The sequence below is a fragment of the Pseudoalteromonas piscicida genome (assembly GCF_000238315.3).
Lineage (GTDB): Bacteria > Pseudomonadota > Gammaproteobacteria > Enterobacterales > Alteromonadaceae > Pseudoalteromonas > Pseudoalteromonas piscicida.
Genome location: NZ_CP011924.1, coordinates 3238316 through 3263063, shown reverse-complemented (window position 1 = coordinate 3263063; position 24748 = coordinate 3238316). Strand labels below are relative to the sequence as shown.

Genomic DNA, 24748 nt, shown 5'->3' with positions numbered 1-24748 from the left:
AAAAAGAGCATGCAACTTAATTCCACAGAAATTTCTGCACTGATCAAGCAACGCATTGAGCAGTTTGAAGTTGTAAGTGAAGCGCGTAACGAAGGTACTATCGTATCTGTTACCGACGGTATCATCCGCATCCACGGTCTTGCTGACTGTATGCAGGGTGAGATGATCGAGCTTCCTGGCAACCGTTATGCTATCGCACTAAACCTTGAGCGTGACTCAGTAGGTGCTGTAGTAATGGGTCCATACGCTGACCTTAAAGAAGGCGTAAAAGTTAAATCAACGGGTCGTATCCTTGAAGTACCAGTAGGCCGTGGTCTACTAGGTCGTGTTGTTAACACGCTAGGTGAGCCAATCGACGGTAAAGGCGCTGTTGATAACGATGGTTTTGAACCAGTTGAAAAAATCGCACCTGGCGTAATCGAGCGTCAATCAGTAGATGAGCCAGTACAAACTGGTTATAAGTCTATCGATGCGATGATCCCAGTTGGTCGTGGTCAGCGTGAGCTTGTGATCGGTGACCGTCAGACTGGTAAAACAGCATTAGCAATCGATGCTATCATCAACCAAAAAGACACAGGCGTTAAGTGTGTGTACGTAGCGGTTGGTCAAAAAGCGTCAACAATTGCTAACGTAGTACGTAAACTAGAAGAGCACGGTGCACTTGCAAACACTATCGTAGTAGTTGCTTCTGCATCAGAATCTGCAGCGCTACAATTCCTAGCGCCGTTCTCTGGTTGTACTATGGGTGAATACTTCCGTGACCGCGGTGAAGATGCACTAATCGTATATGATGATTTGTCTAAGCAAGCTGTTGCTTACCGTCAAATCTCACTACTACTTAAGCGTCCACCAGGCCGTGAAGCATACCCAGGTGACGTATTCTATCTTCACTCACGTCTTCTAGAACGTGCGTCACGTGTAAACGCTGACTACGTTGAGAAGTTCACAAATGGTGAAGTAAAAGGTAAAACAGGTTCATTGACGGCATTGCCAATCATTGAAACTCAAGGTGGTGACGTTTCTGCATTCGTACCTACCAACGTTATCTCAATCACTGACGGTCAGATCTTCTTAGAAACTGACTTGTTCAACGCAGGTATCCGTCCAGCGGTTAACGCTGGTATCTCGGTATCTCGTGTAGGTGGTGCAGCTCAAACTAAGATTGTTAAGAAACTAGGTGGTGGTATCCGTCTAGCGCTAGCTCAGTACCGTGAACTAGCGGCGTTCTCTCAGTTCGCTTCTGACCTTGATGATGCAACACGTGCACAGCTTGAACACGGTGAGCGTGTAACAGAGCTAATGAAGCAGAAACAGTACGCACCGATGTCTGTTGCTGATATGTCATTATCGCTATTTGCAGTAGAGAAAGGCTTCCTAAAAGATATCGAAATCAACAAGATCCTTGATTTCGAAGCAAGCCTAATCGCATTTGCTAAGAGCGAGTACGCAGAGCTAATGGCTCAAATCAATGAAACTGGTAACTACAACGCCGAGATCGAAGCGCAGCTTAAAGAGCTTCTTGAGAAGTTCAAGTCTACGCAAACTTGGTAATGTGTTATTAAGGTGAGTAGGTAACTACTCACCGAGATTCGGAGAGAGAGTCATGGCCAGCGGAAAAGAGATAAAAAGCAAGATCGGGAGTATCAAGAATACTCAAAAGATCACCAGCGCAATGGAGATGGTTGCCGCTTCTAAAATGAAGAAGGCACAAGAACGCGTAGCGTCTAGTCGTCCATACGCTGAAAACTTACGCAAAGTGATCGGTCGTGTTGCTCAGGCTAATCTTGATTTCCATCACCCGTTCCTAGAAGAACGTGATGTGAAACGAGTTGGTTATATCGTTATCTCTACAGACCGTGGTCTTTGTGGTGGCTTAAACTCAAACGAGTTTAAGCGTGTAGCGAAAGACGTGAAAGCGTGGAAAGAAAAAGGTGTTGAGGCGTCGTTCGCAACACTAGGTAGCAAAGCTGCTGGTTTCTTTAGACGTTTTGGTGGTTCGCTTGAAGCCAAAAAGGCAGGGCTGGGAGATGCACCTTCAATTCAGGACGTAATTGGTCCTGTAAAAGTAATGCTAGATGCATACGAAGAAGGAAAAATTGACCGCTTATTCGTTGTGTACAACAAGTTTGTCAACACAATGAAACAAGAGCCTGTTATCGATCAGTTATTACCTTTGCCAAAAGCTGAAGAAGAAGTATCAGCTCACGCTTGGGATTACTTATATGAGCCAAGCCCAGAGGCGATTTTAGAGACACTAATTGTGCGCTTTATTGAGTCTCAGGTTTACCAAGGCGTAGTTGAGAATGCTGCCTCTGATCAAGCTGCCCGTATGGTTGCGATGAAAGCCGCAACAGATAACGCAGGTGGCCTGATTGATGAGCTACAGCTGGTATACAACAAGGCACGTCAAGCCGCAATCACACAAGAAATCAGTGAGATTGTGAGCGGTTCGGCTGCCGTGTAACGCTTCGGCAAAGTTTAATAAGAGGAATAGACATGAGTTTAGGTAAGGTCGTCCAAATTATCGGCGCCGTTGTGGACATCGAGTTTCCACAAGACAACGTGCCAGCCGTATATGACGCACTAAAAGTTACAGAAGGCGACTTAGCTGGTTTGACACTAGAAGTGCAACAGCAGCTAGGTGGCGGTGTGGTACGTGGTATCGCACTAGGTAGTACTGACGGTCTACGTCGTGGTACTCCAGTACAAGGTACAGCTGAGCCAATCAAGGTTCCAGTTGGTACAGCAACACTAGGTCGTATCATGAACGTACTTGGTGACGCGATTGACGAAGCGGGTCCTATCGGTGAAGAAGAGCGTTGGTCTATTCACCGTGCAGCACCATCATACGAAGATCAGAGCAACTCTGTTGAACTTCTAGAGACTGGTATCAAGGTTATCGACCTTGTATGTCCATTCGCTAAAGGTGGTAAAGTTGGTCTATTCGGTGGTGCGGGTGTAGGTAAAACCGTAAACATGATGGAACTTATCCGTAACATCGCAATCGAGCACAGTGGTTACTCAGTATTCGCAGGTGTTGGTGAGCGTACTCGTGAGGGTAATGACTTCTACCATGAGATGAACGACTCAAACGTACTAGACAAAGTATCTCTAGTATATGGTCAGATGAACGAGCCACCGGGTAACCGTCTACGTGTTGCACTAACTGGTCTAACAATGGCTGAGAAGTTCCGTGACGAAGGTCGTGACGTACTATTCTTCGTAGATAACATCTACCGTTATACACTAGCAGGTACTGAAGTATCAGCACTTCTAGGTCGTATGCCTTCAGCAGTAGGTTACCAGCCTACACTAGCTGAAGAAATGGGTGTTCTACAGGAGCGTATCGCATCAACTAAGACAGGTTCAATCACTTCAATCCAAGCGGTATACGTACCTGCGGATGACTTGACTGACCCATCTCCAGCAACAACGTTTGCTCACTTAGATGCGACAGTAGTACTTTCTCGTGATATCGCGTCTCTAGGTATCTACCCTGCGGTAGACCCTCTAGATTCAACTTCACGTCAGCTTGACCCACAAGTTATCGGTCAAGAGCACTACGACACAGCACGTGGCGTTCAGACAATTCTTCAGCGTTATAAAGAGCTGAAAGACATCATCGCAATTCTAGGTATGGACGAGCTATCTGACGAAGATAAGCAAGTTGTATCTCGTGCACGTAAGATCCAGCGTTTCCTATCTCAGCCATTCTTCGTTGCTGAGGTATTTACAGGTGCACCTGGTAAATACGTATCTCTTAAAGACACAATCTCTGGCTTTAAGGGCATCCTAAACGGTGATTACGATGATATGCCTGAGCAGGCATTCTACATGGTTGGCTCAATCGACGAAGCGATCGATAAAGCTAAAAACATGTAATTAGGAGGTTGTTATGGCAATGACAGTACACCTTGATGTAGTAAGTGCAGAGCAGAGCTTGTTCTCTGGCGCTGTGACTACTATCCAAGTGACAGGTAGTGAAGGTGAGCTTGGTATTCATCCAGGTCACGCGCCACTACTGACTGGCCTAAAACCTGGTATGGTACGTTTGGTTAAAGCAGATAGCTCAGAAGAAGTTATCTACGTTGCAGGCGGTACGCTTGAAGTTCAACCACAAACAGTAACTGTTCTAGCGGACGTTGCTATTCGTGCGGAAGAGCTTGATGAGCAAGCTGCTGAAGAAGCTAAACGTGAAGCGCAAGCGCAAATGGCTTCTGGTACTACTGGTGAGTTGGATTACCAACAAGCTGCAGTACAACTAGAAGAAGCCCTTGCTCAACTACGCGTTATTCGCCAGCTGCGCAAATAAGCAACCACCTATCTGGTTATCAAAAACCCACGCATCGCGTGGGTTTTTTTATACTTCACTGTAAACATATGAAATTAACTTAAATTTAAATTATCGTTTGTTTTGTTTACTAACGGTTCTATTTCTAGTTCTTTTTTATTGGTTTTATTTTGTATTTTGGTATTAAAGTACTTGGTTGTTATTTGTCCAATTTGTAAAGTTGATGTTTTTTTTGTTCTTTTTTTATCTGTTTGTAATAAGTAGTTGTTTTCAATGTGTCATTATATAAAATTAAGGAATTAATAATAATTACATTGCGCTCATCATGAATGAAGTAAATTTTCCCAGAAAGGTAAAAGAAGTGAAGTTTGGCGAGTGGACACTAGATCCGCGACGTCAATGCATATCCGATGGGGAAGTCGAGCGTGAATTAGAACCTCTTTTATTCAATATCCTTTGTTACTTGGCAATTAACTGCGATCAGATCATCACTCGGCAGGATTTAATTGATGATGTTTGGAGACAGAATTACGTTGACGATAATGCTATTAACAGAGCAATGTCTGAGCTTCGTAAAGTACTCAAGTCAGATAGGCAAAAAGGAACTATAGTTAAAACTCACTATCGTAAGGGTTACAGCTTCTTTGTTGAGCCCATTGTTATTTATCATGAAGAAAGTGATGTTTATGAGGCATCAGCTACTAAGACCGAAGTTCCATTAGTTATAGAAACTGATCCGCTTAAGCCTAAAAACTCAAAGTTTGCTTTCGCATCGATTTTTAGTTTTGTCTTGATCTGCCTTGTGGGGTTCGGATATTTTTATTCAGCATCAGAAGAGAATAAGCAACAGGCCATACCTGAGTTTAACAATAAGCACTATGAAGAACAGGCTTTATCCTGGATGGATGGTCAGTACAATATTTTACTTTTATCTCCAGATAAAAATTATGCAGCGTTTTCTTTTATTCCTGAAGGACAAGATAAAAGTTACTTGGTTGTTAAAGATTTAAGAGATGGTAAAGAGCAGCGCGTTGGAGAAGCGAAGTTTCATTACTTTCCAATGGGATGGGCATCAGATAGCTCTTCCTTGTTTTATCGAGTAATCGATGTTGCCAATAAAAGTTGTAAAGTATGGAGAATAAGTCGAGATTTTAGTTCAAGTAATAGTCCGTTATTTGATTGCGAATTGCGTATTACATTCGGTACAGGTGTTGGAGAAAACTCATTTATTTACACAAAAAGCAACTATCGAAATAGGGACGAGCTATCGGCATTGGTAAACCGAAATTTACTCACCGGCGAAGAATTTCAAATAACTTCTCCAAATATCAATTCACATGGTGACCATTTTTTACATTACTCTGAGGCACTCGATAGCGTATTTTTTGAACGTCGTCAATTAGGGTACTCTGAATTGTATATGACAGGCGCCGAAGGTGGAAACCTTGTAAAGCTGTATGAATCAAAGAGCCGAATTTGGTCTGCAAATTATGATAGTTCCAGAAATACATTAATTTGGATGCAGCCTTTTGAAAAGAAGATTTATGAATACTCTTTGACCTCGAAACAGCTGGTTAATACGATCCAAGTTTTAGGGGAAAGTCGCTACTCCAGCTATCAATCTATTGACTGGAAAAATATGCTTGTGGTGGGTTATCCATATTTACACCAATTAAACGAACTTGATATTGAAAGCTTAACTTTTACGGAGCTGAAAAAAGAAATAGCCTACCACAGATCTTCTTCACCGAAAGAAAATGGATATTTCGCTGTTGCTGTGGAGAATGGTAAGTCAACATTGTTTGAGTTGGATCTTGAAGGCGCAGTTGTTGCGAGCCGCCTTTCTGTCGAAGAGCCATTTGATGTGGAAACTCGAAAAGGCTTTGATGAAATATTGTTGAAGTTTCAAGATCGCCTAGAAGTCTATAATACTCAAAGTTGGAAGTTAGAAGAAAGTATTCAAACTTCAGGGAGAGTTATATCGGCGGAATTTTTACATAATGGTGATATTGCGTATGTAACGGAGAATAAGTCAAAAAATAAAGCGTTTATTTACTCAAAGGCAAGCGACCTCGTTTCGACATTGCCCGTTCAAGATGCTTTATGGTTATCATCTATTAGCAAAGATCTATATGTTTCTTTATCAACTAAAGACAAAGTGGAAGTTTTTGATCGTAATATTGGTGAGTCAATTGCTAAAATCCCGCTATCAAAGGCATTTAGTAAACACAAATTAACCGTTGCGGGGAATATGATATATCACACAGATGGATACAATATTTACCAAATCGATTACCAGTCCAAACAAAGTACCAAATTGATATTTACCTTGCCAAGCCAAGGCACGATTAAAGGAATAGAGTTTCATGAAGGGAAGCTGCTCGTTGACGTAATTAAACCGATCAATAACCACTTATTTCAACTTAAATATGAAGAGCCTGCAGAGCACTAGTGGCAATAATCTTGATTAATTAAGCGGGTATTGGCAATTCAGTAAAATACCTTTATGTGCATAGTATGCGGGATGTTGCCATTAATAAAATTTAGCCCTCTAGAACTTTTATCGGTTGTAGCCTAATAAAGCTGAAGTTTGGATAAGGGGTTAACTAACCCATTGTTTTAAAAACTTCTTTGGATAGCCAGAGAGTGTTGGGGATATATCCACGCTCGAGCTCTGTCACCATTCTACTACCTACTCCCTCATAGATAAGGCGAATCTACGCACCAATCTCTGGCTATTATTGGGAGTGAATTCAACGCAATTAGCACTGAAACTGGTCGCTTGAAAGGTATTAATATCTGAAGCTCAGGTTACCTAATACCATAAGCATAATATATATAGCTTCAGTTAAACCTATACTTTTCTCCGTTAAGCCCATCAGTTGTAAATAACTTCACGCTCTCTTCTACTTTCTCTGAAAGGAAGTATTTACTTCTTGTCGGAATGGCGAATTTTTGTACTTAATGACGAGCGATTAGAAACGGCTTTAACATCGTTAGCATGTGAGGAATCCGTCACCAAAGCTCAGTCTACTTCCACATTTACAATGAGCGGAGCTAACTAATCTGCTGGACTTCAGATCAAATAGCTAAATAGGCAGCAATTTTTATAGGTTTTGGCTCCACTTTTAGGTCATTTTATCAATTAACCGCGGTTTTAAACATTACCAGTATGATATCTGTTCCGAATGTTTTTTAAAACCTTTAAATTCAAAGTATTACAGAGGAATCTTATGTCAAAAATAAGCTTTGATAATTACTAATTTTCATGCCTCTTAGCTATTGTAATTAGGCACCCAGATGATTCAGTCATTACAGGTGTAAACATAAAAACTAAAAAATAAATACAACAAGAAGCTAAGGAAAATGACGATGCTGTTAACACTAAAAAAGAAACAACTTAAAAAGCTTTCAAATACCAAAGGTATTGAACTTCTTCACACTCGTAAGATTGCAGGCGGGGCTGAACTTTATCCACCCCAGGAAAATAACGGTGCTGAAGAAGGCACGAATGAAGCTATTACCCATGATTATACAAGCTACACAACAGGCTGATAATCGAGCAACAGAATAAAAAGTATAAAAACATAATAACAAAATAAAACGCAGGAATAACATCATGTTGCTAACACTAAAAAAGAAACAACTAAAAAAGCTTTCAAATACCAAAGGTATTGAACTTCTTCACACTCGTAAGATTGCAGGCGGGGCTGAACTTTATCCACCCCAGGAAAATAACGGTGCTGAAGAAGGCACGAATGAAGCAATTACCCATGATTATACAAGCTACACAACAGGCTGATAATCGAGCAACAGAATAAAAAGTATAAAAACATAATAACGAAATAAAACGCAGGAATAACATCATGTTGCTAACACTAAAAAAGAAACAACTAAAAAAGCTTTCAAATGCCAAAGGTATTGAACTTCTTCACACCCGTAAGATTGCAGGTGGGGCTGAACTTTATCCACCTCAGGAAAATAACGGTGCTGAAGAAGGCACGAATGAAGCAATTACACATGATTTTACAAGCTACACAACAGGTTAACCATCAGTTATTCAGCAACACAAAGGAACTGGAACCTGAACAGGTAGGAAAAGTAAGTCACTATTTTATCTTAACATCAAGGAGAACGTATTGAGTTCCATTAGTTTGGCACCGCTATTGATGCTTACAGCATCACATTTGATAGGGAATATTCAAGTCACAAAACCAGCGGAGGTATTTTATTACTTTCAAGAAGACGCTTTAGTTGTTGAGTTTCCTGTGAAGCCAGGAGAGCGTGTGGAAGAGGGGCAAACATTATTAAAATATCAATCAGGTCATGGAGCGCAAACTAAGGATGTGAGAGCGCAAGAAGATGGGTTTGTAAAATTTATCATGGGGAATGATGAATTGAATAAAGAGGTAAAAGTAGGATCTTTGGTTTCAATTATCTCTAGTTCTAAAGTATTGGCAGTCGTCGATCTTCATATGGCACAGTATAATCAAACACAGATTGATGGATCATTTTGGCTTTGCTTGAATAATGAAGAAGTTGAACTCACTGTGACTAAGTTTACAGGAGAGCATTTGCTCACGACATTTGAACTGCCCTCTTATAATAGCCAGTTGCTTGGGCTCGATCCTCAGCAAGAAGTTAATTTTTATTTTGATAAAGCGGATTGCATAAAATCTCGTGGAATCAATATTGCGGAACGTAAGTGAATTTACAGTAATCTATAAAGTTACTTGTTAGGTGCAGTAGGTGTCAACCATGTTTTTACATTGTTATGAGCACATCGCTTACAATTTGAAACGACAAAATGGAGGCAAAAAAGTGACGATTGAACTTGAGAATTTAGGTCGGAAGTTTCAATCTGGATTGCTTGAAACAACGGCGCTACACGAGGTGAGCTTACACATCAATCAAGGAGAGTTTCTAGCCATAATGGGGCCATCTGGATGCGGCAAATCAACCCTATTGTCTATTTTGGGGATGCTTGATAAACCAACTTCTGGGAAGATACGCTTCTTTGGCCATAATATCATTGAATACAATGAAAGGCAGTTAGCTGAATTAAGAAGAGGTTCAGTTGGTTTTATTTTCCAGAGTTTCAATTTGATTGACGAGTTAAGCGTATATGAAAATGTAGAACTGCCGCTACTTTATCAAAACACTCCTGTTGCACTAAGAAAAGAAAAAGTTGAAGCAGTACTAAAGCGTGTTGGTATGAACCATCGAGCTGGGCATTTACCTACCCAGTTATCCGGTGGACAACAACAAAGGGTTGCGATTGCAAGGGCACTAGTTACTGAACCTAAAGTGATCTTAGCCGATGAGCCCACAGGGAATTTAGATTCTAACAATAGCACAGAAATTTTGCAGATGTTGCAAGCATGCAATCGTGCAGGTGCAACTATTATCATGGTCACTCATTCTGAAAGTGAAAGTGATTTTGCTAGTCGGAAAATACGATTGCTCGATGGCCAAGTTATGTTAGATATCAATAATGTAAATACATTACCAGGAGTCGCATAACACGTAGTTTGTGTTTCGTTCTTCGATAAACACATTTTTCATGGCACAAGGAACCGTTGTCAATGCTCAGGAAAGCAAAGAATTATGCCTTAACTTAAGCATGGCAATAGGAAGCAGTAAGTTGGAAAGTGCATCGATCACCTCACGTATCTTCAAGCCGTTTACGATTGGCTATTTTATATTTAACTTCGTATGTCTCGTTATGGGCTTTACAGTAATTACACTTTCAATTTTGATTACTCAGTCTACAGAAGTTTTTATATTTCAACTATTAGGCGTAGGCTTCAGTGGTGTAGTATTGATAGTTATATTGTTAAACTCTCTCTGTACAAATTTGGTGTACGTTAAGTCAAGAGCTAGAGAAATGACCATCCGAAAAATCTTGGGAGCGAGTCAAGTAGATTTCATTAGCTTGCTTTTACTTGAGAGCGTGCCTTTCACATTTCTTGCTGGTTTAGTTTCTTTGGTGTTCATTGAATGCTTTGCTTTGTACTTTAGCGTCTTTACATTAGGTCTGACCATTCAAACTTACTCCGTTTCAACGATATGTTGTTTACTATTTATCATGTTTTCAGTTGTTTTTATATCTAACACTTATCCAGCTATCCTTGCTGCGTCTGTTGATTACTCTCGTGTACTTGCTACCAAGTATTCATATCCCGTGCTGCAAAACCGCATAGCTAACATTGTATTTCTAATACAAAGTGTGACCGTGAGTTGCATAGCGGTAATAATGGTCTACGGTTGGGAATATATAGCTAAAAATGTCCAACTAAAGACTTTTGAGCACTTAATAAAGCCGAGTATATTATTGTTAATGGTGATAGCTTATGCTTCTATTTTGAATATGTTACTAAGCTTAATCGCTCATAAAAAGGTTGAGGTAGCTGCACATAAGTTGGCTGGGGCTTCGTGCCAAAAAATTGTAAACTTGACAGTAAGAAACTTTTTTAAAACTTGCCATCCCCGTTGGGGAATATACTTCCTAATTATATGCTGGTTACTGATAACATTACTATTCGGGCTGGATCTACATTATGGTCGCTGGTTACTCTTTAGTATTTTTGCAATACTAAGCTTCATTGCATTAGCTTGGCTCTGTATTGTTGCCTTTTGTTGCTATGGTTACTACCAAAAGCGAGAGTTTTGAAGGCTCGTACAATCCTTATCAAGCCTTACTTCACTGGGCGTATTACTTACTCTTTTATCTCTCGTGAATTTATACACTTAATTAATTGCGTGATGGCATCATTGACACTTTGGCTGTCTTGCCAGTTCAATTGTTCCCAATCTATCTGGGTATCTAGTGTCGAAACATCAGTGAACAATAGGGCTTTAAGCACATCTGGAGAAGAAATTCCTTTAATGTTGAACGCTTTTGGTTTGGTTGAACTCGGTTTCTGCCCCGTGAGCTTTTGTTTTATTACTTCACCGATACTCTTTCTATCTGTGAGATTTAATTGGGTTTTTTGGTGTTTTTCTTTGTAATCATTTTCGATGCTTAGTACGGTTTTCTTTGTACTGACGAAAGAGTGAGATAAGCCTTTTTCGTAAGCATTGATAACTTCAGGGTATCTTGTAAGAACATTGTAATTATCAAAAGCACCCATCGAGATACCCAAGTTTTTAGCTTTGTCTCTTACAGTTAGCTTCTTTTCACCTACTTTCAGCCGTGCTTGATCAAGTGTATCTATTTCCATCATCGCAGATAGAAATGCCTGAAGCTTTCCATATTGAGGCAGATCTTCTCGGCTGGCATTTTCTTGAAACTGTTTTACCTTGGCTAGTAGGGGTTTCCTCTCGTAGACTTTAAATTGTGCAACATGGCCAAAACCATATGCGAAAACAAGAGCAAAGAATCGCCGGTGGCCTGTTAGAATTTGGTATCTGCCGTCTGCTACTGGATATACAGTGGGCGCCTGGATCATTTCTGATACTGCGATGTTTTCACCTAACTCTACAATTGATTCTATAGTTGAGTTCGCTTTCTTCCATTCTGGACTACCATATTTTAGGCAGTTAATGATGCAGGATTTTCCTATCAAGACATGATCTTCAGCTTGATATATCTTACTTAGTTGATTTTTAGATATATTACGTGTCACAAACTGTTTGGCGTGTTCATCCTCCAAAAAAATACATGGCAGAAATCTAGCATTTGACGCATCAGGGGTGATTGAACTGAGAAATAACGATTGATATTCGTATGTCTCTGAGTGAAACAGCTCTTTATTGTTCACGTTGGATAAAATAAGTTGTTCTAGTTTTTCAGACATTGAAATTATGCTCAATTAAGTAATTAAAAGTGGAATACAACAGGTCTGGTAGCGATAGACTGAGCGCATAAAAGACAACTGCAAGACCAAGCTTGGTATGCATTGCGTATTACGTATCTGCTTTGGACCTAAGAATGAGGACTCCAATATTTTGATTCATTGTAGCAGAGCCGATTTAGTTAGGCTACTACCTAAATTTATTCACTGGTGTAAAGCATCTTTTTTTAGTTTCCATTATTATTTTTTTTTGAAAATTGAAAGCAAAAATTGGCTAGACATTTTGCTTGGGTGCTTGTGATAAGAATTGATTTCCCAATAAGTATTAAGTCTAATCGTTTGAATTTTATTGATATATTTTTATTTCTTTTGGTTTTTTGAACTATGACTACTCACTATTTTTTGGTGCTTATAAATACGCCTAATATTGAATAAATTATCATAATTCAGCGTAAAGTCGCGCTATTCGTGGCTTTGGACAGGTTTTTAGTACAAAAGCTAGCACTTTTACAGCAATTATTATTTCATTAGATTCTTAGAAAACAAAAAATATCTATAACATTCAAAATCTTATGTTTTTTCTTCTACGAGATTTAATAACATTTCATAATTACCAAAAGTGCTGAATTAGCTGTAATGTTTGTGTTGTCGAAACGGTGAGGCATTTCAATTAACAGCTTCACTATATTTGTGTAATGAAGCAGAGGTGTAGCTGAAATGTTCGATAAAGCAGAAGAAAAACAATACGTAAAACTCTACAACAAAACTAAGGGGCGCAGCATGCCAATTGCGAAATCGTTATCAAGCAAAGAATTACAACTTATTAAATGGGCATATGAGCAAGGTTATTCTCGCGGCAAAGTTGATGGTTTAGATGGCGTCTTTTTACAATCTCAAGCTGTGAGCCTTCAACTGGAGATGGATTTAGAGCAATTGAGTCAGCAACTTAATTAAATGCTTAAGGTGTTTCTAGGGAGTATATAGATGAATAAGTGGTATGTAACACCAAGTCCAAGACCCAAGGCTACTGTTAAACTAATATGTTTTCCTTACGCAGGAGGAAGCGCTGGTTCGTTTAGTTCCTGGCCCAAATTATTGCCGGATCATGTTGAAGTGCATATTATTCAACTACCAGGAAGAGGAGCGCACTTTGATAAGGCTCCAATAGACAATATGGATGAGTTGATTGATGGGCTTGTTCCAAACATTAGCCATCTGTTATCTAATGATTATGTGATTTTTGGTCATAGTTTGGGGAGTCGTATCGGTTTCGAAGTTGCACGAAGAGCATTAGCGCTTGGGTTGAGAGCGCCACAACATTTTTTTGCATCAGGTAGTGCAGGTCCTCAGCGACAGTGTTTCAAAGATAGAGTTTATGAATATGCAGATCCAGAGTTTATGTTGGAGCTAGAGAAAATGAATGGTACACCCAAGGAAATATTGGAGCATCGTGAACTTATGGAACTATATTTACCCATGCTTCGTGCCGATTTTAAAGTAGCTGGGCAGTACTCATATCAAGGCAAAACCACGGTTCCCTCTGCGGTTACAGTGTTTTATGGGAAAAAGGATGCGGTATCAACGAAAGAAATTGAAATGTGGGCCGATTTATTCCTTGAGTTTGATTGTCATGCTTTTGAAGGGGGGCACTTTTTTATCGATACTCACTCAACGCAAGTTATCGATAAGCTAAATACATTTTTCGAGGAAACCTTTATCTCTCGAAAAGTTGAGGCTGTGTGTTAATTCCAATGTAGCCAATCAGGCTATTACTGAGTAGTTAACCATCATTTTGAATTCAAAATAATGTCTCACTCGTGAGATGTAAGGTGTTTTTGGAGGTTTCGTTGAAACTTAAAATAATATGTCTATGTACTGCTTTTTCTTTGTGTAGTGAGGCACATGCAGATTTGTTGCTCGATCTCTATCAAAAAGGAGCTGAAAAAAATTTAGCTGTGAATGCTGAACAATCAGCTTACCTTGCGGGGATCGAGGGGGAAAAGCAATCTTTTGCGCAGTTTCTACCTAATTTAAAACTAACAGCTAATGTAAGATATACAGATCAAGAGAGTTGGTCTTCAAGTGATAATTTGCTACGTTATCAAGCAGAGCAAAAATCGACAACGGATAGTCGACAAGTAGAGCTAAGTGTCGACCAGTTATTATTCGATCTATCTACGTATCATAACTTCGAAGCAAGTAAGCTCAATACGATACAAGCAAAAGTTCGGTTCCAAAAAGCCGTATCTAACTACACAAATGATTATTTGGTTGCTTATTTTGAAGTTGTAAAAGCACGAGAAAAGCTATTGTTTATTCAGGAAACGTTAGGTGCTTACGCGGATCAGAATAACATTATAAACAGTCGATATGCTTTTGGACTGGTTAAGATCAGCGAAGTGAAAGAGTCTGAATCTCAACAGTTAAAAGTTAAAGCGCAGGAAGCACTGGCACAGAATGACTTAAGTATTGCCTTTGAGAAATTGTCACTATTAACCCAAACTGAAGTAAGTGCCATACAAGTACTAACAGCTGAAGTGCCCGTTTTACATCAGCCTCAACAAAAATTAGCTTCTTTACAAAATAAGTACGAGAAAAACCTTGATTATAAGTTAGCTGTGTTGGATCAAAGTGTCGCAGCTCGAAAGTTGAAAGCGCAACAGTCAAAGCATTTACCGACGGTAACGGGGCGTTTGAGCTACACAGACAATGATGATGACAATACGTATAACTATAAAGCTACAGATTCACTTGAGAGACGTGGCTGGAACGCAGGTGTTTATCTAGAAATGCCACTTTATAGTGGAGGTGCAACAAGTTCTGCGAGTGAGGCTGCGAAATTGTCAGTTGAGCAAAGACGTTACTTAAAGCAGCTTAAGGGTCATGAAGTGAAGCAGCAAATAATTGCAAGCTTTAGTACGTTAAATGCTATGCATAGTTCAATTATGGCAAATGGTGAAGCTGTTAAAGCTGCTGAACTTGCTTTGAAAAGTGCTGAAGATGAGTACTTTACTGGAGTTGGGCCGTTCTCGCGAGTGTTAGATAACCGAGCAAAGCTGTTATCAGAAAACTTAAGTTTAATTCAAGATAAATATGACTATATGGCACGATTTGTCGCTTTGAAGGAGCTTGTTGGTGAATTAACTATTGAGGAAGTTAGTTACTTTAGCAATTTATTCGGCGGTGAGATCGCACATAAAAGCAATATCAAGTAATCACGGAATAAATAAGCTGCAACTTTGCAGTAAATAACTAGGAGAATCGCTACAATGAAATACATCTGGCTAACGTGTGCGCTGGCAACATTATTAGGTTGCTCAGATGAGCACTATGATGAGCAGCAAGTCGCGCAACAGAAAAAAGAAATCAGCTTGCAAAATGAACTAGATCTTGTTGGGGCATGGGAGAGTGAGAATCTCAAAATAGAGTTTCATGGGAGTCACTATAACCGTGTATTTCCAAATCAACTGGTTCAACAATCACAGCTAAAAACTGGTATGTATGTGTCTGAAGGCTATAGTCAAAAGTTTCATTGGAGCTTAGACGACAGTGGTATCATTACTATTAACATTATAGATGGTAGTTGTACCATTGTACCTTTGGAGTACTGTACTACAACGGCGCGCAAATCAATTGCGCTAACGGGAGAGCTGCTTGGCGCTGCGCAATGGGAAATAAAGTCAGATAATGATTTGGATGGTGTTGTTGATGAAGTGGTTAAAACTTCCCTGATTAGAACAGTCTTCGGTGATTTGGCTGCATTAGGGAACAAACTCTTTTTTAAACAATCAGGAAATTTTGATAACCCTTTAATTACAACATTGAGTGAAAATCAAATTATCGTGACCTTACCAATTAGTGCGCAATCGAGCCATCGCTACGGTAAGTTTATTGGCGACCTCTCAACCGAAGGGCACGTACTTTCTTTACAAGTAATGGATCAAGATACTATCACTCAAGCTCAGTGGTTCAAAATTCCCGGAGAGTCGGACAGATTGTTAGATGTGAAAACCACCATTAGTGATGTGAAATTGAGAAAAGGGGTTAACGCTGGTTATATTATTGATTACCTTGTGCAGCGCGAGTTGAACCTACCTACTGATTTAACAGAAGCTCAGGTCGATTTATCCGAATTTATTACAGGGCAACGCCACACTATGTTGTTTACAGAAGCGGTTTCACTTCGAGATGATATTGACATTAACTTTGGTCAAACTTATTACTCGAAGCTACCTGCTGGTTTTGCGCACTCAGCGGATGGTGCGGGAAGTGAGGTGATCTTTAATAGCGATAACACAGGAGTAATTGCTTTTACGGATCCAAGTGGTATGACGCTGAATAATGAGCAACCTTTTACTTGGAATCATAAGAATGATGAAGAAATGGAGGTTAAGTTAGACTCTGGAGCAGTGTGGAGTATGGGCTTTACTGGTTCTGTACTCGGTGGGTCGAGTGTAATTTTTTACAATGAGAAAAATGAAGCATATGGTCATGATTTTTTGACAAGCAGCTATGTCGAGCCGAGTTCATTGGTGCCGGGACGCTTTAAGCTAGAAAATACAGACGGCTTGTCACTCGTTGATGTTGATTTTAAAGATAACGGTGAAATTGATATTAAAGCCGGACCAATTAGCTTTAGTGGATTCTGGGTTATTACCAATGAAGGTGATGTGGTTAGCTTTGAATGTGATAAGAAAGATGGCGCTGTAGTGACTGAGCTAGATAGCTGTTTGGATCATATGTCACGAATTGGCACGAGCGAGAACGAACTAAAATTTGGCCATATCCGAAAGTTTACCTTCTTACACAGCGACAACAGTGAGCTTGTTTCAACCTATAACGCAACTGCTTGGGGAGAACCTTTCACAACGGGTGAGGAACCAGTGCATTTTAACTGGGTATACCGCTGGAAGCGCTTAGGGGATAACCACCACTAGGCAACAAATAACATTAACCCTTGTTAAAGTGATCTACCACTTCAGCAAGATACTCAACAAAGAAAATCAAAACTCACGTTAGTTTAACTGGCAGCTAGTTATACGCCGGTATGTGTGAAAAAGGAAAATAACAATGAAATACATATTAGACCATACGACTCGTATTGATCATCTTGCTATCGCAGTCCGAGACCTAGATCAAGCCGTTGACTTCTATTGTGGGATACTCGGTTTCGAATTGCTAAAACGTCGCGAAGTAGAAGGTAAGTTTTCTGGCATGTTAGCTGCTGAGCTGTGTGGCAACGGTTTCAATATAGTCTTAGTGCAAGGAACTAGTGAGGCCTCACAGGTATCACGCTTTGTGAATGAATACGGCCCAGGTGTGCAACATGTTGCTATCGAAGTGGAAAATCTGGAAGAAACTCGATATCGCCTGCTTGATGCCGGGCTGGCATTTTCTACCGATGTTATCTTTGGCGACCAACTAAAACAGATCTTTACACTAAGAGATAAGAACTCTGGAACTATGTTTGAATTTATCGAGAAGAAACAGCAAACGTCACAATTTGAAAAAACCAGTATTCAGAACTTATTTGAACAGTTAGAGCGCGCCGGGGCGTATTAAGAGGTTGTCATGAAGTATACGATTATTGATTTTTTAGAAAAAAATAGCCAAACCAAACCAAACGAAGTTGCATTTCGTTTTTTGAATGATAAAGATCTATCTCCGGTTAGTTTGACACACTCTCAGCTTTGGCATGCTGTGCAGGTGAGAGCGGAACAAGTGCGTCAACAGGCAACACCTGGTGAGTGTGTACTGCTACTTTTCCCATCAGGTTTAGACTATGTTGTGACATTTTACGCTTGTTTGGCAGCTGGGGTGATTGCGGTACCGCTATACCAGCCAAGCAAAAGCAGCAAAGTAGATCGAATTACAAAAGTTGCTCAGAGTTGCAACGCAAAAGTTGCGCTTACTATTGCCTCTGAAATTGATAAGATCAATGAATGCTTTGCTCATGATGTCACATTGCAAGCGCAGGTTAAGGCTGTCGCTGTGGATGCTCTGCCTGAGACTGGGTTATACGTAAATCGTGAACTAGAGTTTGAACAGGTTGCTTTTTTGCAATACACATCCGGTTCAACGGGTGCACCAAAAGGTGTGATGATTTCACATAAAAATATTATCGGTAATGTGACTCACTTAACGGAGACATCCGTTGCAACGGATAACGATGTATTTGTAAATTGGTTACCTCTGTTTCATGACTTAGGGCTTATTACAGCCATCTTATGGCCTGTTTATCTTGGCACGAGCTCGACTTTGATGTCGCCTGCAACATTCGTTAGGGAGCCTATTAATTGGCTGCAAGCGATACATGATTATAAAGGTACGATGTGTGGTGCTCCTAACTTCGCTTATAACCTTTGCACGAAAAAAGTGTCTGATGAGGCAATTAGTAAGTTAGATCTGTCTTCATGGAAGGTTGCATATAATGCTGCTGAGCCAGTAAATGCTGATACGCTTTATGCTTTCTCTAAGAGGTTTGCAGCGTGTGGCTTTGAGCATAATAGCTTTTATCCCGGCTATGGTATGGCGGAAGCAACCGTATTTATTACTGGCGTTACCCGGGATGAAGCGCCGAATATTATTATCTGTGACAAAGTTGCACTAGGGGAGTTTAAATTACAGCAAACTGATGCTGAAAAAGACGGCTTAACCAGCAAATTAGTCAGTTGTGGTTTTGCTGAACGAGATCACCATGTATGTATTGTTGATCCAAATACAAAGCGAGAACTTGAAGATGGCTTTGTCGGGGAAGTTTGGTTTGCAGGACCTAGTGTTGCCAGTGGCTACTGGGGATTAGATGAGATTTCTTCAGAGGTTTTTGCACAAAGTTATCAAAAATTAAATGGAGAGCAAAGTGAGCCTCTCTATCTAAGGACGGGCGATTTAGGCTTACTAAAAGACAACCAAATTTACATTACTGGCCGTCATAAAGATTTAGTGATCTTCCAAGGGAAAAATCATTATCCACAAGATATTGAGCTAGCAGCAAGTCAAGCACATCCTGCCGTTCGTAGCGGGTACAATGCAGCCTTTTCTGTGGAAGAGAATGGTGAAGAGGCGCTGGTATTAGTAACAGAGCTCACTCGAGAGGCTTTTCGCAAAGCGGATTATCAAGAAGTGAGTGATAGTATTCGTGCGCATGTTTATCGTGAATGCGAAGCGAAGGTCACAGAGGTTGTATTGCTAAAACCATATTCTATCCCAATGACCTCTAGCGGTAAGATCCAAAGAAAGCAAGCAAAGGCAAATTGGCAACAGGGTGTATTGTCACCGCTTTTCAGTGCTCAGCTAAATGCTTTCGAAGATCTCCACATCGCGCCTGAAAATGAAATCGAAGAACAAATCCACGCAATTTGGTGCAATCACCTAGAAGCTGAACAGGTTTCAGTTGAAGCCAAGTTTTATCAAGTAGGTGGTGATTCTATCTCTGCAATTGAAATTGCCGCAGAGGTGAAAAAAGCATTTGTTGAACTAGAGCTAGAAGAACGGGATTTACTTGAAAAAGATAGCGTGAGAGCGATGGCTGATTACGTAACATTAATGCGTAACTTTGTTGCGCCAACAGCTAAAACTACGGATGAAGGAGTGCTTGTGCTATGAGGTTAGCTGAGCTATTTGATTTACTTGCAAGTAAAGGTGTCGTACTGAGCTGTCAAAATGGTCAGCTGTTATTAGAAGGTAACGTAAGCGCGTTATCAGAATCTGAAATCGCATTGTTGAGAGCGCGAAAACAAGAAATCATTGCCTTAAGTGGTGCGAAAAATAGTGTTTTTGATATTAACACCATTGCGCGAGGAGAGACTTATACGGCTTCGATGTCGAGTCACCAAAAAAACATGTACTTGTTGGAGTCATTAGCTCAGCAGTCTTATTACAACTTGCCTGTGGCATACAAAATTGTGGGCAAGTTGAATATTCATCAATTACAGCATGCATTTTCGACACTAGTTGAACAGCATCATGTATTGAGAACCGTATACGTTGAAGCGAATAACACACAGCAAGTTCAGCATATGAGTGATTTTGTATTATCACATACTAAATTAGACTGTGAATCTGAGCTGCAGCATGCTCTGCAGGTTGAAGCGAATTATCGTTTCGATTTAACGGCCGAGTGGCCTATTAGAGCGCATGTTTTTGAGTTGTCGGACTACAGTGTGCTGAGTATCAATGTCCACCATATTGCTGCGGATGGTTTTTCGGCCAAAATAATACTTCAAACACTTTCCGATGCTTATGCAAAAGGAGATGTGCAGCATTACCCTGTCCAAGCCCAATATGCTGATTTTAGTGAGTGGCAGCAGCAATATCTGAACTCAGAAGCCGGTAAGGAAGGTGTTGCGTATTGGCGGACACTATTACAAGGAGCGCCAAGTTGCCATAATTTCCCACTGCAAAATCAAAGACCAGCAGGGATGACGGTAAAAGGTAAGCGAACCGAACAACTGCTTAGTCCTGAATTATCTAGCGCTATAAAAGTGGCTGCTAAACAACATGGTGTGTCTAGATTTTCTATGTTGCAATCGTTATTTGCTTGTTTTCTATCACGAATGAGTGATAGTCAAGATGTTGTGTTTGGCTCCGTCTACGCTAATCGCGGTTGTGATAATGTAGGGCACACTGTCGGTATGTTCGCAAATACCTTGCCGTTTCGTTTTCAATTTTCAGCAGAAGACGGCCTAGCGGATGCGTTACAGCAATGTAAAGGACTAGTTCAGCAAGCAAAGCAACATCAATACATTCCGTTTGATGAAATAGTTAAGTGCGCAGAGGTTGAATATCAATCAAATCATTTGCCTCTGGTGCAAATTATGCTGGTTGCACAAGACAATGCGCTTGAACAGTTCGAGCTAGAGGATTGTCAGGTTGAGTTTATTAAGAATGAACAGGAGGTCTCAAAGTTTGACTTTTCTATCCATGTATTTACGAAAGGCAAGCAATTAGCTTTTGTTTGGGAGTATAACACCGAGCTGTTTAGTCGAAAGTGGATCGTCCAACTAGGAAAGTATTTTGAGCAGTTTATTGCGACGTTAATTTCAGCACCGGAACGGGCTTTTGCAAAAGTTGACTTTGTCGCGACTGACGATATGACACTCGCGACAGTGCAAGATTTTCCTTGTTTTAAGAGTCTTCCTGAATTGATTGCTGAACAAGCGCAAACAAGCAGAGAATGTATAGCTGTTCGTCACCATGATGACGTATTAACCTACGAGAGTCTCGAAGACTGTGTTAGCCGTTCTGCAGGCGCGTTATTGCAACGAGGCTATGCACCAGGTTGTCGTGTAGGTGTATGTATGGACAAGTCGATTGAGATGGTGATTTCTATGCTCGCAATTATGCGTGCAGGGTTGACTTATGTACCTATCGATCCGAGTTATCCGCAAGCGCGTATTGCTCAGATTTGTAGTAACGCTGAACTGAGTTGTATTGTTACTGCACATGGAGAATTTGATGTTGTATTGGAGGATTGGCAACCAGAGATCGTAGCCATTTCTCAGCTATTACAAGGGAGCAAGCCTACAAAGCTACCGGTACTAGCAGCGGATGATATTGCCTACGTGTTATATACATCTGGTTCAACTGGGGTGCCGAAAGGAGTGGCTGTTCCGCATGGAAGTATCTTTTACTCTATCGAAGCAAATCGCAATGTTTTCGGCTTTTCGGCAAGCGACAGCATGCCTACGATAGGTTCTCAGGCTTTTGGTGTATCACTGCTAGAAATCCTTGTGCCGCTGCTTAGCGGAGGAGGAGTAGAAATTGTTTCCAGAGAAGATGTGTCGCTAATACCAAATCTCGTAGATCGCACTCAAAATGTCTCTGTACTCCATGCTGTACCAAGTTTGATGTCTCCTTGGATTGATGAAGTACTGCATCGAGGTGACAGTTGTTATCCAGCACTAAGATTGCTGTTGGTTGGTGGAGAGCCGGTGCCAGAAGCATTGCTTAAGAAGCTGAGAGATTGGAGACCCGACGTCGAGATTCGAGTGCTGTATGGAATGACCGAATCGTCAGTGGTCAGCAGTAGCTATGATGCCAGAAGAGTAGAGTCATTGGGCTATTGTATCGGCCAACCACATCCAAACGTCAATTACTATGTGATGAACCCATACGGAGTTCGACAGCCTGATGGCGTCAGTGGTGAGTTATGTGTTGCCGGTCTATCGCTTGCTGCTGGCTATGTTAACAATGTAGAACAGAGCAATAAGCATTTTGTTTTTGAGCAGAAATTAGCACAACGTATCTACAAGACCGGTGATAGAGCCAAGCGAAATTCGGATGGTTATTACGAGTTTTATGGCCGCTTAGACAATCAAATCAGTTTACGAGGTGTGCGTATTGAGTTAGGGGACATTGAAAGCTGTGTTAATTTAGTCCACGCAGTAAAAAGCTGTGTGGTTCACCCGCAAACAATAAATGATACAGAAACGGTTCTTGTGCTCTATTTCTGTCTCCGAGATGAAGCGGATGAAAAGCAAGTACTAGCGCAAATTAAAGAGCTGATGGATGAGCAACTTCCAGCTTCAATGAGACCAACACTATTTAGTTGTTTGGATGCTTTACCGTTAAACGCCAACGGAAAAGTAGATCGTAAGTCACTACCCATACCACAATTACAAAGTGATTATGTGGAACCTGAAACTGCAACGGAAGTCGCGCTTCAAGGTTTATGGAGTGAACTATTTGAGATGCCAGAGATTTCTGTGGAAGGTAACTTTTTTGAGCTCGGAGGTCACTCTCTACTAGCTAGTAAGTTAGTCGCAAAGTCAAATGCTCTATTTTCTATCGACCTCTCAATAGCATCGTTTATGACGTCACCGACGATACGTTTGTGTGCGAAGCAAATCGACCTTGAGCTGGATAAGCAAAAGATGCAGCAACTCAACGCCGCTGTGGTTGATCAAACAAATAATGAAGAATTAGTATTTTAAAAGGCTTAAAACAATGAATAAAAATAGAAAGCTAACCTCACTGAGTAGGCTCCTTTTTAATTACTCGCCGAAACAACTTGTTTTTGCTGTCGTGCTTGGGATGTTGTCAGGTGCCCTATATAGCTTAATTATTCCATTTATTTTGAGTGGACTGGAGGATGATTCTCTTACTGTATCGGATTATGTATTGTTAGAAGACGGAGGTGCTGGTTTTTTCATCTTTGTTACTGCTATTTTATTGACTAAGGTTGCTTCTGTAATTTTTGTCAACAACATCGCGAAATCAGCCTCTGCTGATTTAAAGTTAAGTGTTGCAAAACGCATCCAAGCTTTAGGTGTTGATACGGTTGAACGTATAGGCTTTTCTAAGATTCTGAATATCGTCGTTGATGATGTGAATAAAATAACGAATGCTGCCGTTGCTATACCAATGATGATTGTATCTTTGGTGACCGTATTGGGCATGTTGACTTATCTGGCTTATTTAGACTTACAAGTGTTTGCCTTTATTTGTGTTGCAATTGTCATCGGAGTTTTACTTTTTCAACTTCCCGTATTGTTTGCTAAAGGGCTGTATACCCGCTCTCGAAACGATAAAGATGCATTACAAGAAGGGATCCGAGGGCTGATTTTCGGTGCTTATGAAATGAAGCTGAGTCATGAGAAAGGAAAGCAATTTTTAGCTGAAGAAATTGCCATGCCGCTAGCGAGCTCAACATCGCAAGAAAAGCGTGGTGATGCGATCATTCACTTGGCGGGTAACGCCAGTGAGATGATTTGCTTCTTCGTAATTGGCGCAGTGGTCTTTTTGTTACCAACTGGGTATTTAAGCTCAGGTACAAGTGCTTTTGGTGTGGTGATGGCATTGCTCTACATCACAGGACCAATCGCGAGTATTTTATCAATGATGCAAACTCTTAAGATTGCTCAGGTGTCATTAGAGCGAGTGCACCAACTACAATTACTAGAGCCTGAGGTTTACAGTACTAGCAAAAATACGGTTGAAAACACCGAATGGACTAAACTGTCGTTGTCAGAGGTTCAATATCAATACACATCTGATGAAGTAGATGAAGCGTTTGCGCTCAAGCCGGTGAGCCTCAATTTCGAAAAGGGAAAAATATACTTCATCGTGGGTGGTAATGGTTCTGGTAAGTCAACATTAAGTAAGCTGATTTCCTTCCACTACCGTCCAACCAAAGGCTGCGTTCAGTTTGATGATAAGGTTGTTACAGAAAACAATTTAATGCAAATGCGAGAAAAAGTAGGTGTTATTTTCTCAAACTATCATTTGTTTAAGAAGCTCTATATTCCAACGGAAAAAATCGACAGGGAAAAAGTTCAGCAATATATGGAAACGTTCAAATTGACGGGGAAGACTGAGCTTGTCGGCAATATTTTCACTACAACTAAACTTTCTGATGGTCAACGAAGACGCTTAGCATTACTAGTTGCTTTAATGGAAGATAAAGATATCTACATCTTTGATGAGTGGGCTGCAGATCAAGATCCTGAGTTTAAAGACTTCTTTTATACCCAGGTGCTGCCAGAGCTAAAAGCTCAGGGTAAGTTAGTGGTCGCGATCACACACGATGATAGATATTTCAACTGTGCAGACTCAGTTATCAAAATGGAATCTGGCGCGGTAAAAAGCATGATGAACACCGCAGCAATTAGTTTGGCAAAACCTGGGATGCCAAGTATGACTCAAGCATAAAATAAGAAGA

Annotated in this window: 20 protein-coding genes; 19 read left to right on the top strand and 1 reads right to left on the bottom strand. The window is 40.6% G+C overall.

The features are described from left to right. Positions 1 to 9 precede the first annotated feature (9 nt). From atpA to PPIS_RS14880, 11 genes are all read left to right on the top strand, one after another. The gene (gene atpA, locus PPIS_RS14930) at positions 10 to 1551 is read left to right on the top strand and encodes a F0F1 ATP synthase subunit alpha (RefSeq protein WP_010376884.1); all 1542 of its coding nucleotides are present in this window, start codon (positions 10 to 12) and stop codon (positions 1549 to 1551) included. Between the two features lie 52 nt (positions 1552 to 1603). Then, positions 1604 to 2464, top strand: a complete 861-nt coding sequence (gene atpG / locus PPIS_RS14925) for a F0F1 ATP synthase subunit gamma (protein ID WP_010376885.1) — start codon at positions 1604 to 1606, stop codon at positions 2462 to 2464. A 32-nt stretch (positions 2465 to 2496) separates the two neighbouring features. Continuing rightward, positions 2497 to 3882 (top strand): F0F1 ATP synthase subunit beta, encoded by a 1386-nt coding sequence (gene atpD, locus PPIS_RS14920; RefSeq protein ID WP_010376886.1) that lies wholly within the window; start codon positions 2497 to 2499, stop codon positions 3880 to 3882. Between the two features lie 13 nt (positions 3883 to 3895). After that, positions 3896 to 4312 (top strand): F0F1 ATP synthase subunit epsilon, encoded by a 417-nt coding sequence (locus PPIS_RS14915; RefSeq protein ID WP_010376888.1) that lies wholly within the window; start codon positions 3896 to 3898, stop codon positions 4310 to 4312. Positions 4313 to 4616: 304 nt separating this feature from the next. Next, positions 4617 to 6743, top strand: coding sequence for a winged helix-turn-helix domain-containing protein (locus tag PPIS_RS14910; protein ID WP_010376890.1), 2127 nt, complete (start codon positions 4617 to 4619; stop codon positions 6741 to 6743). A 920-nt stretch (positions 6744 to 7663) separates the two neighbouring features. Continuing rightward, on the top strand, positions 7664 to 7846 hold the full coding sequence (locus PPIS_RS14905; RefSeq protein WP_010376892.1) for a hypothetical protein: 183 nt from the start codon (positions 7664 to 7666) through the stop codon (positions 7844 to 7846). Between the two features lie 64 nt (positions 7847 to 7910). After that, the gene (locus PPIS_RS14900) at positions 7911 to 8093 is read left to right on the top strand and encodes a hypothetical protein (RefSeq protein ID WP_010376892.1); all 183 of its coding nucleotides are present in this window, start codon (positions 7911 to 7913) and stop codon (positions 8091 to 8093) included. Positions 8094 to 8157: 64 nt separating this feature from the next. Continuing rightward, positions 8158 to 8340, top strand: coding sequence for a hypothetical protein (locus tag PPIS_RS14895; RefSeq protein WP_010376894.1), 183 nt, complete (start codon positions 8158 to 8160; stop codon positions 8338 to 8340). Positions 8341 to 8430: 90 nt separating this feature from the next. Continuing rightward, entirely contained in the window at positions 8431 to 9000 is a 570-nt protein-coding gene (locus PPIS_RS14890) for a biotin/lipoyl attachment domain-containing protein (RefSeq protein ID WP_010376896.1), read from the top strand. Positions 9001 to 9049: 49 nt separating this feature from the next. Next, on the top strand, positions 9050 to 9814 hold the full coding sequence (locus tag PPIS_RS14885) for an ABC transporter ATP-binding protein (RefSeq protein ID WP_010376898.1): 765 nt from the start codon (positions 9050 to 9052) through the stop codon (positions 9812 to 9814). A gap of 40 nt (positions 9815 to 9854) precedes the next feature. Then, positions 9855 to 10964, top strand: coding sequence for an ABC transporter permease (locus tag PPIS_RS14880; RefSeq protein ID WP_010376900.1), 1110 nt, complete (start codon positions 9855 to 9857; stop codon positions 10962 to 10964). A gap of 46 nt (positions 10965 to 11010) precedes the next feature. Here PPIS_RS14880 and PPIS_RS14875 read toward each other — a convergent pair whose 3' ends face one another. Next, positions 11011 to 12090, bottom strand: a complete 1080-nt coding sequence (locus PPIS_RS14875; protein ID WP_010376901.1) for a ParB N-terminal domain-containing protein — start codon at positions 12088 to 12090, stop codon at positions 11011 to 11013. Between the two features lie 714 nt (positions 12091 to 12804). Between PPIS_RS14875 and PPIS_RS14870 the strand changes: the two genes are divergently transcribed. The 8 genes from PPIS_RS14870 (at position 12805) to PPIS_RS14835 (ending at position 24738) form a co-directional block, all read left to right on the top strand. Next, positions 12805 to 13041, top strand: coding sequence for a hypothetical protein (locus PPIS_RS14870; protein WP_010376902.1), 237 nt, complete (start codon positions 12805 to 12807; stop codon positions 13039 to 13041). Positions 13042 to 13071: 30 nt separating this feature from the next. Continuing rightward, entirely contained in the window at positions 13072 to 13833 is a 762-nt protein-coding gene (locus PPIS_RS14865; RefSeq protein WP_010376904.1) for a thioesterase II family protein, read from the top strand. A gap of 101 nt (positions 13834 to 13934) precedes the next feature. Next, positions 13935 to 15302 carry a TolC family protein gene (locus PPIS_RS14860; RefSeq protein WP_248694205.1) on the top strand — a complete coding sequence of 456 codons (1368 nt, stop codon included), beginning with the start codon at positions 13935 to 13937 and terminating at the stop codon, positions 15300 to 15302. 54 nt (positions 15303 to 15356) lie between these two features. Beyond that, positions 15357 to 17024 (top strand): hypothetical protein, encoded by a 1668-nt coding sequence (locus PPIS_RS14855; RefSeq protein WP_010376908.1) that lies wholly within the window; start codon positions 15357 to 15359, stop codon positions 17022 to 17024. Positions 17025 to 17157: 133 nt separating this feature from the next. Next, complete coding sequence (locus tag PPIS_RS14850; protein ID WP_010376909.1) at positions 17158 to 17649, top strand: VOC family protein; 492 nt, start codon at positions 17158 to 17160, stop codon at positions 17647 to 17649. A 9-nt stretch (positions 17650 to 17658) separates the two neighbouring features. Next, positions 17659 to 19692 carry an AMP-binding protein gene (locus PPIS_RS14845; RefSeq protein ID WP_010376911.1) on the top strand — a complete coding sequence of 678 codons (2034 nt, stop codon included), beginning with the start codon at positions 17659 to 17661 and terminating at the stop codon, positions 19690 to 19692. After that, positions 19689 to 23021: a non-ribosomal peptide synthetase gene (locus tag PPIS_RS14840; RefSeq protein ID WP_010376913.1), complete on the top strand. Its 3333-nt coding sequence runs from the start codon at positions 19689 to 19691 to the stop codon at positions 23019 to 23021. Before PPIS_RS14845 ends, PPIS_RS14840 begins: the two co-directional genes overlap by 4 nt. A gap of 13 nt (positions 23022 to 23034) precedes the next feature. Then, complete coding sequence (locus PPIS_RS14835; RefSeq protein WP_010376915.1) at positions 23035 to 24738, top strand: cyclic peptide export ABC transporter; 1704 nt, start codon at positions 23035 to 23037, stop codon at positions 24736 to 24738. The last annotated feature ends 10 nt before the right edge of the window (positions 24739 to 24748 follow it).